The following is a 14,496-nucleotide window of genomic DNA, read 5'->3' on the forward strand; positions in this document are numbered from 1 at the left end:
ATCAACTCAAGGAGCATGGCATTTTGCTCACCTGCTGACAGAAATCCCTCGTTTTACACAGAAAATGTGTTTAATTCAGGATATCCTTAGCGTGGCAGCGAGATTTTACGCTCTTTAGTTGGGCGATAGAGCACCAGCGTTTTACCGATGACCTGCACGTTACAGGCACCGGTTTCGCGCACGATGGCTTCCACGATCAAGTTCTTCGTGTCTCTGTCTTCAGAGGCAATTTTCACCTTGATCAGCTCGTGGTGTTCCAGCGCTTGTTCAATCTCGGCAAGCACCCCTTCGGTCAAACCATTGTTGCCAAGCATGACTACAGGCTTGAGCGGATGTGCCAGACCTTTAAGGTGCTGTTTTTGTTTAGTACTCAGATTCATCGTATATTTTTGCTTACGTTGGGATTGAAAACGGTTCATTCTACCGCCATCTCCCTTATATCGCCAAATAGCTGCGTAGAAATTTACGTCACAGGCAAGCAACGATGAACCAGGACGGAAATGTTAAATGACAGGTAAAAAGCGTTCTGCCAGCTCCAGCCGCTGGCTTCAGGAACACTTTAGCGATAAATATGTTCAACAGGCACAGAAAAAGGGGTTGCGTTCCCGTGCCTGGTTTAAACTTGATGAAATACAGCAAAGTGACAAACTTTTTAAGCCGGGGATGACGGTGGTTGACCTCGGTGCGGCACCTGGCGGATGGTCGCAGTATGCGGTAACGCAGATTGGCGGTACGGGCCGCATCATCGCATGCGATCTTTTACCAATGGATCCCATCGTTGGTGTCGACTTCCTTCAGGGCGACTTTCGTGATGAATTAGTGCTGAAAGCGTTACTTGATCGTGTTGGTGACAGTAAGGTCCAGGTTGTCATGTCGGATATGGCACCAAATATGTGTGGAACACCGGCGGTGGATATCCCCCGCGCCATGTATCTGGTGGAGCTAGCGTTAGAAATGTGTCGTGATGTACTAGCGCCTGGTGGTAGTTTTGTTGTGAAGGTGTTTCAGGGCGAAGGTTTCGAGGAGTATCTTAAGGAAATTCGCTCCCTGTTTGCGAAGGTTAAAGTTCGTAAGCCGGACTCTTCCCGGGCCCGTTCCCGTGAAGTGTATATTGTAGCGACCGGGCGAAAATGATAACCGGTAGATTTCAGACGAAAGTTTGAATGACACTGGATATAGAGTATCCTGACGCTGTTTTTAACACAGTTGTAATATGAGGTTAATCCCTTGAGTGACATGGCGAAAAACCTAATACTCTGGCTGGTCATTGCCGTTGTGCTGATGTCAGTATTCCAGAGCTTTGGGCCCAGCGAGTCGAATGGCCGCAAGGTGGATTATTCTACCTTCCTGCAGGAGGTCAATCAGGACCAGGTTCGCGAAGCGCGTATCAACGGACGTGAGATCAACGTTACCAAGAAAGATAGTAACCGTTACACGACTTACATCCCGGTGAACGATCCTAAGCTGCTTGATAACCTTCTGACTAAAAACGTCAAGGTGGTAGGTGAGCCGCCAGAAGAACCGAGCCTGCTGGCTTCTATCTTCATCTCCTGGTTCCCGATGCTGCTTCTTATCGGCGTCTGGATCTTCTTTATGCGCCAGATGCAGGGCGGCGGTGGCAAAGGTGCCATGTCGTTCGGTAAGAGCAAGGCGCGTATGTTGACGGAAGATCAGATCAAAACCACGTTTGCAGACGTCGCCGGTTGTGACGAAGCAAAAGAAGAGGTGGGTGAACTGGTTGAATACCTGCGCGAGCCGAGCCGTTTCCAGAAGCTGGGCGGTAAGATCCCGAAAGGCGTCCTGATGGTCGGCCCTCCGGGTACCGGTAAGACCCTGCTGGCGAAAGCCATCGCGGGTGAAGCGAAGGTACCGTTCTTTACTATTTCAGGTTCTGACTTCGTAGAAATGTTCGTGGGTGTCGGTGCATCTCGTGTGCGTGACATGTTCGAGCAGGCTAAAAAGGCAGCACCGTGCATTATCTTCATCGATGAAATCGACGCCGTGGGCCGTCAGCGTGGCGCTGGTCTGGGCGGTGGTCACGATGAACGTGAGCAGACCCTGAACCAGATGCTGGTTGAGATGGACGGCTTCGAAGGTAACGAGGGTATTATCGTTATCGCGGCAACTAACCGTCCGGACGTTCTTGACCCTGCGCTGCTGCGTCCAGGCCGTTTCGACCGTCAGGTTGTGGTCGGTCTGCCGGATGTTCGTGGTCGTGAACAGATTCTGAAAGTGCACATGCGTCGCGTACCGCTGGCGCCAGATATCGACGCGGCAATCATTGCGCGCGGTACTCCGGGCTTCTCCGGTGCGGACCTGGCTAACCTGGTCAACGAAGCTGCACTGTTTGCCGCTCGCGGTAACAAACGTGTAGTGTCGATGGTGGAATTCGAAAAAGCGAAAGACAAAATCATGATGGGTGCAGAACGTCGCTCCATGGTGATGACGGAAGCGCAAAAAGAGTCCACAGCATACCACGAAGCGGGCCACGCGATTATCGGTCGCCTGGTGCCGGAACACGATCCGGTGCATAAAGTGACGATCATTCCGCGCGGTCGTGCGCTGGGTGTGACCTTCTTCCTGCCTGAAGGCGACGCGATCAGCGCCAGCCGTCAGAAGCTGGAAAGCCAGATTTCAACCCTGTACGGCGGTCGTCTGGCGGAAGAGATTATCTACGGTCCGGAACATGTTTCTACCGGTGCGTCCAACGATATTAAAGTGGCGACAAACCTGGCGCGTAACATGGTGACTCAGTGGGGCTTCTCCGACAAACTCGGTCCACTGCTCTATGCAGAGGAAGAGGGCGAAGTATTCCTGGGCCGTTCTGTGGCGAAAGCGAAACATATGTCTGATGAAACGGCTCGTATCATCGACCAGGAAGTGAAAGCGCTGATTGAACGTAACTACGGTCGCGCACGTCAGATCCTGAACGACAATATGGACATCCTGCATTCGATGAAAGATGCGCTCATGAAATATGAGACCATCGATGCTCCGCAGATTGACGACCTGATGGCTCGCCGCGAAGTGCGTCCGCCAGCAGGCTGGGAAGACCCAGGCGCTTCCAACAATTCTGACAACAATGGCACCCCGCGTGCGCCGCGTCCGGTTGATGAACCGCGTACGCCGAACCCGGGTAACACCATGTCAGAACAGTTGGGCGACAAGTAAGTCACTGCTGTTGGCGAGTGTGTCTGTACCTCAAACCCTGGAGCTTGCTCCGGGGTTTTTCTTTTCCGTTTAACCACATTAATATCAGGGATTTAGCCATGAAACTTTTCGCCCAGGACTCGCATCTCGATCTCTCACATCCGCATGTGATGGGTATCCTGAATGTTACCCCTGACTCCTTCTCAGATGGCGGAACGCATAACACGCTTATTGAGGCGGTTAAGCACGCCAATCTGATGATCAACGCGGGGGCAACCATCATTGACGTTGGCGGTGAGTCGACGCGTCCGGGGGCGGCAGAAGTTTCAGTGGAGGAAGAACTGGCGCGCGTGGTGCCGGTGGTTGAAGCCATCGCACAACGTTTTGAGGTGTGGATATCCGTGGACACGTCTAAGCCAGAGGTGATTCGTGAAGTGGCGCGAGTGGGTGCTCACATCATCAATGATATCCGCTCTCTGACCGAGCCGGGGGCGATTGAAGCGGCTGCGGAAACCGGGCTGCCGGTTTGTCTGATGCATATGCAGGGAAAACCGAAAACGATGCAGGATGCGCCTAAGTATGAGGATGTCTTTGCAGATGTGAATCGCTTCTTTATTGAGCATATTGCACGCTGTGAGCGTGCAGGTATCGCAAAAGAGAAATTGCTGCTCGACCCGGGGTTCGGTTTCGGTAAAAATCTCTCCCACAATTATGCGTTGCTTGCGCGTTTATCCGAGTTTCATCATTTCGGCCTGCCGTTGCTGGTTGGCATGTCGAGAAAGTCGATGATTGGGCAGTTGCTGAATGTCGGGCCGAGTGAACGCCTGAGCGGCAGTCTGGCCTGCGCGGTGATAGCCGCAATGCAAGGCGCGCATATTATCCGTGTCCATGATGTTAAAGAAACAGTAGAAGCCATGCGTGTGGTGGAAGCCACACTGGCAGCGAAGGAAAAGAAACGCTATGAGTAATCGTAAATATTTTGGTACCGATGGTATCCGTGGGCGCGTAGGCGATGCTCCAATCACCCCTGATTTTGTGCTTAAGCTTGGCTGGGCTGCTGGCAAGGTTCTGGCACGTCATGGCTCGCGTAAGATCATCATTGGCAAAGACACCCGCATTTCCGGCTATATGCTGGAGTCCGCACTGGAAGCCGGTCTCGCCGCTGCCGGGCTTTCAGCATCATTTACTGGCCCAATGCCAACACCTGCTGTCGCCTATCTGACGCGTACCTTCCGCGCGGAAGCCGGCATCGTGATTTCAGCCTCACATAACCCGTTCTATGATAACGGTATCAAGTTCTTCTCCATCGATGGCACCAAGCTGCCGGATGATGTGGAAGAGGCGATCGAAGCCGAAATGGAAAAAGAGATCACCTGTGTTGATTCCGCTGAGCTGGGCAAAGCAAACCGTATTGTCGATGCGGCTGGCCGTTACATTGAATTCTGCAAAGGGACCTTCCCGAACGAGCTAAGCCTGGCTCACCTCAAAATTGTGGTGGACTGTGCAAACGGCGCGACGTATCACATTGCGCCGAATGTTTTCCGCGAGCTGGGGGCGAAGGTAATCACCATTGGCTGTGAGCCTGATGGTCTGAACATTAACGAACAGGTTGGTGCGACGGATGTTCGTGCCCTGCAGGCACGCGTGCTGGCAGAAAAAGCGGACCTGGGTATTGCCCTGGACGGCGACGGCGACCGTGTGATCATGGTTGACCACGAAGGGAACAAGGTCGATGGCGACCAGATCCTCTACATTATTGCGCGTGAAGGTCTGCGTCAGGGACAGCTGCGTGGCGGTGCGGTTGGCACGCTGATGAGCAACATGGGTCTGGAGCTGGCATTGAAACAGCTGGGGATCCCGTTTGTTCGCGCGAAGGTGGGTGACCGCTACGTGCTGGAAAAACTGCAGGAGAAAGGCTGGCGCATTGGCGCTGAAAACTCCGGCCATGTGATCCTGCTCGATAAAACCACCACCGGTGACGGCATTGTGGCAGCGCTTCAGGTTGTTGCCGCGATGGCACGTAACCATATGAGCCTGCACGATCTGTGCAGCGGCATGAAAATGTTCCCGCAGATCCTTGTGAACGTGCGCTTCACCGCAGGCAAAGGCGATCCGCTGGAAAATGATAACGTCAAAGCGGTGATGGCAGACGTTGAAGCTGCGCTTGGCAACCGTGGGCGTGTTCTGCTGCGTAAGTCAGGTACTGAACCGCTGATCCGCGTGATGGTGGAAGGCGAAGACGAAGCGCAGGTGACTGAATTTGCGCACCGTATTGCAGATGCTGTAAAAGCTGCATAACTTTTCACAGTAAGTGTTTAAAAAGGCGGCGCTTGCCGCCTTAGTTTTAAGCATTTAATGGCTTTTTGCTGTTTTTTTCTGCAGTTGATACAATGCGTCAAAATTGCCCTTGCGAAGGTCTTTCGCTTTGGTTAGTATTCACACCCGCTTCAGTGGGAAACAAAAATCCTGCTAATTGGTCGAAGCATTGGTATGCGGCAAATCCGCAAGGAACAGGTTGATTATGTACGAAGCTCTTTTAGTTATTTTCCTTATTGTAGCCATCGCTCTCGTAGCGCTGATTATGCTGCAGCAAGGTAAAGGCGCTGATATGGGAGCCTCCTTCGGAGCAGGCGCTTCCGGTACGCTGTTCGGTTCAAGTGGTTCTGCGAACTTCATGACCCGTACCACAGCGATTCTGGCTACGCTGTTCTTCATCATCAGCCTGGTGCTTGGCAATATCAACAGCAACAAGACCAGCAAAGGAAGCGAGTGGGAAAACCTGAGCGCGCCAGCGAAAACTGAGCAGACTCAGCCAGCTGCACCGGCTAAGCCAACCAGCGATATCCCGCAGTAAGTATTCCGTACCGAGGTGGTGGAATTGGTAGACACGCTACCTTGAGGTGGTAGTGCCCTAACGGGCTTGTGGGTTCGAGTCCCATCCTCGGTACCAATATTCCAGAAAAAAGACGTCGAAAGACGTCTTTTTTTTCGTCTGTCGTCTGTGGATTTGATCTTTTGTAGGGCGGGTAAGCGCAGCGCCACCCGCCATTGCCCGGTGGCGCTGCGCTTACCGGGCCTACGAAGGCTACAAAAAAGGCGCCTGTTGGGCGCCTTTTGGATGTCTTCTCTCGATTACTTCTTATCGCTGTGCTCCAGGTTTTCAACCTGCGGCAGGCCGTTACCGGAACTGGCTGACAGCAGGCCATTCTCAACGTAGTTGAACAGCTTCTCACGGGTATCGGTGATATCCAGATTACGCATGGTCAGCTGACCAATACGATCATCAGGCGAGAACACGGATTCACCTTTTTCCATAGTCAGACGTTCTGCTTTGTAGGTCAGGTTGTCAGACACGGTGTTCAGGATGGAGTAGTCATTCCCGCGACGCAGTTCCAGAGTGACTTCGCCAGTGATAGCGCTTGCCACCCAACGCTGCAGGGCATCACGCAGCATCAGTGCCTGTGGATCGAACCAGCGGCCCTGATACAGCAGTTTACCCAACTGACGGCCATGGGAGTGATACTGCTCGATGGTATCTTCGTTGTGAATGCCGGTCAGCAGACGCTCATAGGCAATGTGCAGCAGCGCCATCCCCGGGGCTTCATAGATGCCACGGCTTTTCGCTTCGATGATACGGTTTTCGATCTGATCGCTCATACCCAGGCCATGACGACCGCCGATGCGGTTCGCTTCCAGCATCAGTTCCACATCATCAGAGAAGGTCTTGCCGTTCAGGGCAACCGGGTGGCCACGCTCGAAACGCACGGTCACTTCTTCTGCCGGGATTTTGACGCTTTCATCCCAGAATTTCACGCCCATGATTGGGTTAACGATTTTCACGCTGGAGTTCAGGAACTCCAGATCTTTTGCTTCGTGCGTTGCGCCCAGCATGTTGGAGTCAGTGGAGTAGGCTTTTTCGACGGACATTTTATAGTCGAAGCCGCAGGCGATCATAAATTCAGACATTTCATGACGGCCGCCCAGCTCATCGATAAAATCGGTATCCAGCCACGGTTTGTAAATCTGCAGCTCGGCGTTGGTCAGCAGGCCATAACGATAGAAACGTTCAATGTCGTTGCCTTTATAGGTACTGCCGTCACCCCAGATGTTCACGCCATCTTCTTTCATGGCGGCAACCAGCATGGTACCGGTCACGGCACGGCCCAGTGGGGTGGTGTTGAAATAGGTCAGACCGCCAGTGGTATTATGGAACGCGCCACACTGGATAGCGGCAATACCTTCGGCGACCAGCTGCTTACGACAATCAATCAGACGTGCGTTCTCTGCGCCATACTCTTTAGCACGACGAGGAATGGCATCATAGTCGTCCTCATCCGGCTGACCCAGGTTCGCAGTATATGCATACGGAACCGCTCCCTTTTGGCGCATCCACAGCAGTGCAGCGCTGGTATCCAGGCCGCCTGAAAAAGCGATGCCAATACGTTGTCCTACCGGAAGATGCTTGAGAATCGTCGTCATAAAATAAAACCCTGCGTGATTGACTGATTAGAGACCGCTTTCGCTCTCGATGCATGTTTATGCAAAATAAGTGAGTATTCATTTAATCATCTTTTGTCGATGACCGGAAGAGACTCGTGCGTTTTTTGTAAAAATTTCCCTCCGTATGCCCTGGCGGAAACTGAGTTGACAGATGGGGCTCACTATCAATATACTAAACGCCGGTTTTACGTCCCGTCTTCGGTACCAAATCCCAGCATTATTTGCAAATTCTGTCCAAAACGCGTAGAATTTGCCACGTTTCAGGCGCGGGGTGGAGCAGCCTGGTAGCTCGTCGGGCTCATAACCCGAAGGTCGTCGGTTCAAATCCGGCCCCCGCAACCACTTTCCCATAAAGTCATTTTTCAAATATACTGTGAAGACTTAGAGCCTTCGTAGCTGGATTTGAAAAAATTCTTTCGGAGAGTGCTCCAGGCCACAGTTGTGGCTATAGGGTTCAGTTATCTAAAGCCCCGATTTATCGGGGTTTTTTGTTATCTGACTACAGAATAACTGGGCTTTACGCCCTTTTTTTATGTCTTGGGGGTGGGCTTGTCCACATTAGAGCAAAAATTAACAGAGATGATTACTGCACCGGTCGAAGCACTGGGCTACGAACTGGTCGGCATCGAATTCGTTCGCGGCCGCACATCGACGCTGCGCATCTATATTGATAGTGAAGATGGCATCAATGTTGATGATTGTGCTGATGTTAGCCACCAGGTGAGTGCGGTTCTTGATGTTGAAGACCCAATTACCGTTGCGTACAACCTGGAAGTTTCCTCACCTGGCCTCGATCGCCCGATGTTCACGGCCGAGCACTATGTGCGCTTTACCGGTGAAGAAGTGGCTCTCGTTCTGCGTATGGCCGTACAGAACCGCCGTAAATGGCAGGGAATTATCAAAGCCGTTGATGGTGAAATGATCACGGTAACAGTCGAAGGCAAAGATGAAGTGTTCGCGCTGAGTAATATCCAGAAGGCGAACCTGGTTCCCCACTTTTAACAGTCTGGATTGAGGTGAAAAGCCCGCGATGAACAAAGAAATTTTGGCTGTTGTTGAAGCCGTCTCCAACGAGAAATCACTGCCGCGTGAAAAGATTTTCGAAGCGCTGGAAAGTGCACTGGCTACAGCAACCAAGAAAAAATACGAACAAGAGATCGATGTTCGCGTAGAAATCGATCGTAAAAGCGGTGACTTCGATACATTCCGTCGTTGGGTAATCGTTGAAGAAGTGACCCAGCCAACTAAAGAGATCACCCTGGAAGCGGCGCGTTTTGAAGACGAAAGCCTGAACGTTGGTGACTATGTTGAAGATCAGATTGAATCTGTGACCTTCGACCGTATCACCACCCAGACCGCAAAACAGGTTATCGTGCAGAAAGTTCGCGAAGCCGAGCGTGCGCTGGTTGTCGATCAGTTCCGCGATCAGGAAGGCGAAATCATCACTGGCGTGGTGAAGAAAGTGAACCGCGACAACATCTCTCTGGAGATCAAATCCGAAGGGATGCCGGGCAACGCTGAAGCTGTGATTCTCCGTGAAGACATGCTGCCGCGTGAAAACTTCCGCCCTGGCGACCGTATCCGTGGTGTGCTGTATGCCGTTCGCCCTGAAGCGCGTGGTGCACAGCTGTTCGTGACCCGTTCTAAACCAGAAATGCTGGTTGAACTGTTCCGTATCGAAGTGCCGGAAATCGGTGAAGAAGTTATCGAAATTAAAGCGGCGGCTCGCGATCCGGGCTCCCGTGCGAAAATTGCGGTGAAAACCAACGACAAGCGTATCGACCCGGTCGGTGCTTGCGTCGGTATGCGTGGTGCGCGTGTTCAGGCGGTCTCTACCGAGCTGGGCGGCGAACGTATCGATATCGTTCTGTGGGATGACAACCCGGCGCAGTTCGTGATCAACGCAATGGCTCCGGCGGATGTTGCGTCTATCGTTGTTGACGAAGACAAACACACCATGGATATCGCTGTTGAAGCGGGTAACCTGGCGCAGGCAATCGGCCGTAACGGTCAGAACGTACGCCTGGCGTCACAGCTGAGCGGCTGGGAACTCAACGTGATGACCGTTGATGACCTGCAGGCCAAGCATCAGGCTGAAGCCCATGCGGCGATCGATACCTTCACGAAATACCTGGACATTGACGAAGAGTTCGCCACGGTTCTGGTAGAAGAAGGTTTCTCTACGCTGGAAGAACTGGCCTATGTGCCAATGAAAGAGCTGCTGGAAATTGACGGTCTGGATGAACCAACCGTTGAAGCCCTGCGTGAACGCGCTAAAAACGCACTGACCACCCTGGCACTGGCTCAGGAAGAAAGCCTTGGCGATAAAAAGCCGGCTGATGACCTGCTGAATCTGGAAGGTCTTGATCGTGCGATTGCGTTCAAGCTGGCTGCCCGTGGTGTTTGTACGCTGGAAGATCTCGCTGAGCAAGGCGTTGATGACCTGGCTGATATCGAAGGTTTAACCGACGAGAAAGCCGGCGAACTCATCATGGCCGCACGTAATATTTGCTGGTTCGGCGACGAAGCGTAATAAACTGTAGCAGGAAGGAACAGCATGACTGATGTAACTGTAAAATCGCTGGCTGCTGAGATTCAGACCTCCGTGGACCGCCTGGTACAGCAATTTGCTGATGCAGGGATCCCGAAGACCGCTGATGACTCAGTGACGGCAAACGAAAAACAAACCTTGTTAGCGCACCTCAACCGTGAACACGGCTCTGCGCCTGACAAGCTGACGCTGCAGCGCAAAACGCGCAGCACGTTGAATATTCCAGGTACCGGTGGCAAAAGTAAATCGGTACAAATTGAAGTCCGCAAGACGCGCACCTTTGTAAAACGTGATCCGCAAGAGGCAGAGCGCCTTGCCGCGGAAGAGCAGGCACAGCGTGAAGCGGAAGAACAAGCTCAGCGTGAGGCAGAAGCAACTGCCAAACGTGAGGCAGAATTAAAAGCTGAACGTGAGGCCGCAGAAAAAGCGAAACGCGACGCAAGTGAAAAAGTGAAGCGTGAAGCTGCGGAAAAAGACAAAGTGAGCAATCAACAGACAGACGAAATGACCAAAACCGCCCAGGCTGAAAAAGCCCGTCGTGAAAATGAAGCTGCCGAACTGAAGCGTAAAGCCGAAGAAGAAGCACGCCGCAAGCTTGAAGAAGAAGCGCGTCGTGTGGCTGAAGAAGCGCGCCGTATGGCAGAAGAAAACGAGAAGAACGGTATTGATACCGCTGAGCAGTCTGAAGATACCAGCGACTATCACGTGACCACTTCTCAGCACGCGCGTCAGGCTGAAGATGATAACGACCGTGAAGTAGAAGGCGGCCGTGGCCGTGGTCGCAATGCGAAAGCAGCGCGTCCGGCGAAAAAAGGCAACAAACACGCCGAGTCTAAAGCTGACCGTGAAGAAGCGCGGGCAGCCGTGCGTGGCGGTAAAGGCGGCAAACAGCGTAAAGGTTCTTCCCTGCAGCAGGGCTTCCAGAAGCCAGCTCAGGCCGTTAACCGTGACGTTGTGATCGGCGAAACCATCACCGTTGGCGATCTGGCGAACAAAATGGCGGTCAAAGGCTCTCAGGTCATCAAAGCGATGATGAAACTGGGCGCAATGGCGACCATCAACCAGGTGATCGACCAGGAAACCGCACAGCTGGTTGCCGAAGAGATGGGCCACAAAGTTATCCTGCGTCGTGAAAACGAGCTGGAAGAAGCAGTAATGAGCGACCGTGATACCGGTGCTGCGGCAGAACCGCGTGCGCCAGTTGTGACCATCATGGGTCACGTTGACCACGGTAAAACCTCTCTGCTCGACTACATTCGTTCTACGAAAGTGGCTTCCGGTGAAGCGGGTGGTATTACCCAGCACATCGGTGCATATCACGTAGAAACCGACAACGGTATGATCACCTTCCTGGATACCCCAGGCCACGCCGCGTTTACCTCAATGCGTGCTCGTGGTGCTCAGGCGACAGATATCGTTGTTCTGGTTGTTGCTGCAGACGATGGCGTGATGCCACAGACCATCGAAGCTATCCAGCACGCGAAAGCGGCGGGTGTGCCGGTTGTGGTTGCAGTGAACAAGATCGATAAGCCAGAAGCGGATCCAGATCGTGTTAAAAACGAACTGTCCCAGTACGGCATCCTGCCAGAAGAGTGGGGCGGTGAAAGCCAGTTCGTACACGTGTCTGCGAAAGCAGGTACTGGTATCGACGAGCTGCTGGACGCGATCCTGCTGCAGGCTGAAGTTCTGGAGCTGAAAGCGATCCGTAACGGTATGGCGAGCGGCGCGGTTATCGAATCCTTCCTGGATAAAGGCCGTGGCCCGGTGGCTACCGTTCTGGTTCGCGAAGGTACACTGCATAAAGGCGATATCGTCCTGTGTGGTTTCGAATACGGTCGTGTTCGTGCGATGCGTAACGAACTGGGTCAGGAAGTGCTGGAAGCAGGTCCGTCCATTCCAGTGGAAATCCTCGGTCTGTCCGGTGTGCCGGCTGCCGGTGACGAAGTGACCGTTGTGCGTGACGAGAAGAAAGCGCGTGAAGTTGCACTGTACCGTCAGGGCAAATTCCGTGAAGTTAAACTGGCTCGTCAGCAGAAATCTAAACTCGAGAACATGTTCGCGAACATGGCTGAAGGCGAAGTTCACGAAGTGAACGTCGTACTGAAAGCTGACGTTCAGGGTTCTGTGGAAGCGATTTCCGACTCCTTGCTGAAACTGTCTACTGACGAAGTTAAAGTGAAGATCATCGGTTCTGGCGTAGGTGGTATCACCGAAACCGACGCAACCCTGGCGGCTGCCTCTAACGCCATTCTGGTTGGCTTCAACGTGCGTGCTGATGCGTCTGCTCGCCGCGTGATCGAAGCAGAAAGCCTGGATCTGCGTTACTACTCCGTCATCTATAACCTGATCGACGAAGTGAAAGCAGCGATGAGCGGTATGCTGTCTCCAGAGCTGAAACAGCAGATCATCGGTTTGGCCGAAGTGCGCGATGTGTTCAAATCGCCGAAATTCGGTGCGATCGCGGGCTGTATGGTTACCGAAGGTACCATCAAGCGTCACAACCCAATCCGCGTACTGCGTGACAACGTGGTTATCTACGAAGGCGAGCTGGAATCTCTGCGCCGCTTCAAAGATGATGTTAACGAAGTCCGTAACGGCATGGAATGTGGTATCGGCGTGAAGAACTACAACGACGTTCGCGTTGGCGATATGATCGAAGTGTTCGAAATCATCGAGATCCAACGCAGCATCGACTAATCCTGTTGGGATAGGTCCATATGTCGGCCGGGATCGCCTCGTGCCACCCGGCAATAATTTTAAAAAGGGGCTTTAGCCCCTTTTTTGTCTGGAGAATTTATTATGGCGAAAGAATTTGGTCGCCCGCAGCGCGTAGCGCAGGAAATGCAGAAAGAGATCGCGCTCATTCTGCAACGCGAAATTAAAGATCCGCGTGTGGGCATGATGACCACCGTGTCCGGCGTGGAGATGTCCCGTGACCTCGCGTATGCCAAAGTGTTCGTCACGTTCCTGAACGATCAGGACGAAGCAGCAGTGAAAAATGGTATTAAAGCGTTGCAGGAAGCCTCTGGTTTCATCCGCTCTCTGCTCGGCAAAGCGATGCGTCTGCGTATCGTGCCTGAGCTGACCTTCTTCTACGACAACTCCCTGGTCGAAGGTATGCGTATGTCCAACCTGGTGACCAGCGTGGTGAAACATGACGACGAACGTCGTGTTAACCCGGCGGACGACAGCAAGGAGGACTGATGAGTCGTCCTCGTCGTCGTGGCCGCGACGTGCATGGTGTGCTGCTGCTGGATAAACCCCAGGGCGCATCCAGCAACGACGTGCTGCAAAAAGTGAAGCGTATTTATAATGCCAACCGTGCGGGCCATACAGGCGCGCTGGACCCCCTGGCGACGGGCATGCTGCCCATCTGCCTGGGGGAGGCAACAAAGTTTTCTCAGTACCTGCTGGATTCCGATAAGCGTTATCGCGTTATCGCCAGGCTGGGCCAGCGCACGGACACCTCCGATGCCGATGGTCAGGTGGTGGAAGAGCGTCCTGTGACGTTTAGCGCAGAGCAACTGGATGCGGCGCTGGAGAGCTTCCGTGGCGATACGCTGCAGGTGCCGTCGATGTATTCGGCACTGAAATATCAGGGTAAAAAGCTCTACGAATATGCGCGCCAGGGTATTGAAGTGCCGCGTGAAGCCCGCCCGATTACCGTGTATGAACTGCTCTTTATTCGCCACGAGGGTGACGAACTGGAGCTGGAAGTGCACTGTTCGAAAGGCACCTATATTCGCACCATTATCGACGACCTGGGCGAGAAGCTGGGCTGCGGTGCGCATGTTATCTACCTGCGTCGCCTGGCCGTCAGTAAATATCCGGTTGAGCGGATGGTGACCCTTGAGCATCTGCACGCGCTGGTTGAACAGGCGCAAGCGCAGGGTGTTGCCGCGGCAGATTTGCTTGACCCGCTGCTGATGCCGATGGATAGCCCGGCGGCCGACTTCCCGGTTGTTAATCTTCCTTTAACATCGTCCGTTTACTTTAAGAACGGAAACCCGGTTCGGACCACGAATGCACCGCTGGAAGGCCTGGTACGCGTGACCGAAGGGGATGAAGGTAAGTTTATCGGCATGGGTGAAATGGACGGTGAAGGACGCGTTGCGCCCCGCCGTCTGGTGGTGGAATACCCGGTCGAAGGCTGACGGCGATATCAGCTCACCTTGCGGTAAACCGGTGAGGCGAGTAGAATATCGCGGCTTAACGTCCGGCAAATTGTTTAACAATTTTGCGGGGCGTATACGGGGATCGCTGAATTAGAGATCGGCATCCTTACATTCTTTATA

Annotated in this window: 12 protein-coding genes and 2 tRNA genes; 12 read left to right on the forward strand and 2 right to left on the reverse strand. The window is 53.2% G+C overall.

Annotation, left to right across the window (positions count from 1 at the left end):
* Window positions 1-86: 86 nt before the first annotated feature.
* Window positions 87-380 (reverse strand): ribosome assembly RNA-binding protein YhbY, encoded by a 294-nt coding sequence (gene yhbY / locus AX755_RS22115; RefSeq protein ID WP_014833438.1) that lies wholly within the window; start codon window positions 378-380, stop codon window positions 87-89.
* Between the two features lie 127 nt (window positions 381-507).
* Here yhbY and rlmE point away from each other — a divergent pair, with 127 nt between their 5' ends.
* The 6 genes from rlmE (at window position 508) to AX755_RS22145 (ending at window position 6,100) form a co-directional block, all read left to right on the forward strand.
* Window positions 508-1,134 carry a 23S rRNA (uridine(2552)-2'-O)-methyltransferase RlmE gene (gene rlmE, locus AX755_RS22120; protein ID WP_003861812.1) on the forward strand — a complete coding sequence of 209 codons (627 nt, stop codon included), beginning with the start codon at window positions 508-510 and terminating at the stop codon, window positions 1,132-1,134.
* 102 nt (window positions 1,135-1,236) lie between these two features.
* Entirely contained in the window at window positions 1,237-3,171 is a 1,935-nt protein-coding gene (gene ftsH, locus AX755_RS22125; protein ID WP_013098921.1) for an ATP-dependent zinc metalloprotease FtsH, read from the forward strand.
* Between the two features lie 98 nt (window positions 3,172-3,269).
* Window positions 3,270-4,118, forward strand: a complete 849-nt coding sequence (folP, locus tag AX755_RS22130) for a dihydropteroate synthase (protein ID WP_020687345.1) — start codon at window positions 3,270-3,272, stop codon at window positions 4,116-4,118.
* On the forward strand, window positions 4,111-5,448 hold the full coding sequence (gene glmM, locus AX755_RS22135; RefSeq protein WP_013098919.1) for a phosphoglucosamine mutase: 1,338 nt from the start codon (window positions 4,111-4,113) through the stop codon (window positions 5,446-5,448). The genes folP and glmM overlap by 8 nt, the downstream gene beginning before the upstream one ends.
* Window positions 5,449-5,671: 223 nt before the next feature.
* Window positions 5,672-6,004, forward strand: coding sequence for a preprotein translocase subunit SecG (gene secG, locus AX755_RS22140; RefSeq protein WP_003861803.1), 333 nt, complete (start codon window positions 5,672-5,674; stop codon window positions 6,002-6,004).
* A gap of 9 nt (window positions 6,005-6,013) precedes the next feature.
* A tRNA-Leu gene (locus tag AX755_RS22145) sits at window positions 6,014-6,100 on the forward strand.
* A 182-nt stretch (window positions 6,101-6,282) separates the two neighbouring features.
* Here the strand turns inward: AX755_RS22145 and argG are convergent.
* Window positions 6,283-7,629, reverse strand: coding sequence for an argininosuccinate synthase (gene argG / locus AX755_RS22150; RefSeq protein ID WP_029883387.1), 1,347 nt, complete (start codon window positions 7,627-7,629; stop codon window positions 6,283-6,285).
* Window positions 7,630-7,915: 286 nt separating this feature from the next.
* On the opposite strand from argG, the gene AX755_RS22155 reads away from it, so the two are divergent.
* From AX755_RS22155 to truB, 6 genes are all read left to right on the forward strand, one after another.
* Window positions 7,916-7,992: transfer RNA gene (locus AX755_RS22155), tRNA-Met, on the forward strand.
* A 207-nt stretch (window positions 7,993-8,199) separates the two neighbouring features.
* Window positions 8,200-8,652 (forward strand): ribosome maturation factor RimP, encoded by a 453-nt coding sequence (rimP, locus tag AX755_RS22160; RefSeq protein WP_014833432.1) that lies wholly within the window; start codon window positions 8,200-8,202, stop codon window positions 8,650-8,652.
* Window positions 8,653-8,680: 28 nt separating this feature from the next.
* A complete protein-coding gene (gene nusA, locus AX755_RS22165) occupies window positions 8,681-10,183 on the forward strand; it encodes a transcription termination factor NusA (protein WP_013098917.1) in 1,503 nt (500 codons plus the stop codon).
* 24 nt (window positions 10,184-10,207) lie between these two features.
* Window positions 10,208-12,898 (forward strand): translation initiation factor IF-2, encoded by a 2,691-nt coding sequence (gene infB / locus AX755_RS22170; RefSeq protein WP_013098916.1) that lies wholly within the window; start codon window positions 10,208-10,210, stop codon window positions 12,896-12,898.
* A 102-nt stretch (window positions 12,899-13,000) separates the two neighbouring features.
* Window positions 13,001-13,405 (forward strand): 30S ribosome-binding factor RbfA, encoded by a 405-nt coding sequence (rbfA, locus tag AX755_RS22175; protein WP_003024988.1) that lies wholly within the window; start codon window positions 13,001-13,003, stop codon window positions 13,403-13,405.
* Window positions 13,405-14,355, forward strand: a complete 951-nt coding sequence (truB, locus tag AX755_RS22180; RefSeq protein WP_045902611.1) for a tRNA pseudouridine(55) synthase TruB — start codon at window positions 13,405-13,407, stop codon at window positions 14,353-14,355. The genes rbfA and truB overlap by 1 nt, the downstream gene beginning before the upstream one ends.
* The last annotated feature ends 141 nt before the right edge of the window (window positions 14,356-14,496 follow it).

It is taken from the genome of Enterobacter sp. SENG-6 (genome assembly GCF_001605945.1).
Lineage (GTDB): Bacteria > Pseudomonadota > Gammaproteobacteria > Enterobacterales > Enterobacteriaceae > Enterobacter > Enterobacter cloacae.

What these genes read in the sequence shown, in the direction of transcription:
- infB (WP_013098916.1), top strand. Translation starts at nt 10,208, where the DNA reads ATGACTGATGTAACTGTAAAATCGCTGGCTGCTGAGATTCAGACCTCC.
- folP (WP_020687345.1), top strand. Translation starts at nt 3,270, where the DNA reads ATGAAACTTTTCGCCCAGGACTCGCATCTCGATCTCTCACATCCGCAT.
- secG (WP_003861803.1), top strand. Translation starts at nt 5,672, where the DNA reads ATGTACGAAGCTCTTTTAGTTATTTTCCTTATTGTAGCCATCGCTCTC.
- rlmE (WP_003861812.1), top strand. Translation starts at nt 508, where the DNA reads ATGACAGGTAAAAAGCGTTCTGCCAGCTCCAGCCGCTGGCTTCAGGAA.
- nusA (WP_013098917.1), top strand. Translation starts at nt 8,681, where the DNA reads ATGAACAAAGAAATTTTGGCTGTTGTTGAAGCCGTCTCCAACGAGAAA.
- truB (WP_045902611.1), top strand. Translation starts at nt 13,405, where the DNA reads ATGAGTCGTCCTCGTCGTCGTGGCCGCGACGTGCATGGTGTGCTGCTG.
- ftsH (WP_013098921.1), top strand. Translation starts at nt 1,237, where the DNA reads ATGGCGAAAAACCTAATACTCTGGCTGGTCATTGCCGTTGTGCTGATG.
- rbfA (WP_003024988.1), top strand. Translation starts at nt 13,001, where the DNA reads ATGGCGAAAGAATTTGGTCGCCCGCAGCGCGTAGCGCAGGAAATGCAG.
- argG (WP_029883387.1), bottom strand. Translation starts at nt 7,629, where the DNA reads ATGACGACGATTCTCAAGCATCTTCCGGTAGGACAACGTATTGGCATC.
- yhbY (WP_014833438.1), bottom strand. Translation starts at nt 380, where the DNA reads ATGAATCTGAGTACTAAACAAAAACAGCACCTTAAAGGTCTGGCACAT.
- glmM (WP_013098919.1), top strand. Translation starts at nt 4,111, where the DNA reads ATGAGTAATCGTAAATATTTTGGTACCGATGGTATCCGTGGGCGCGTA.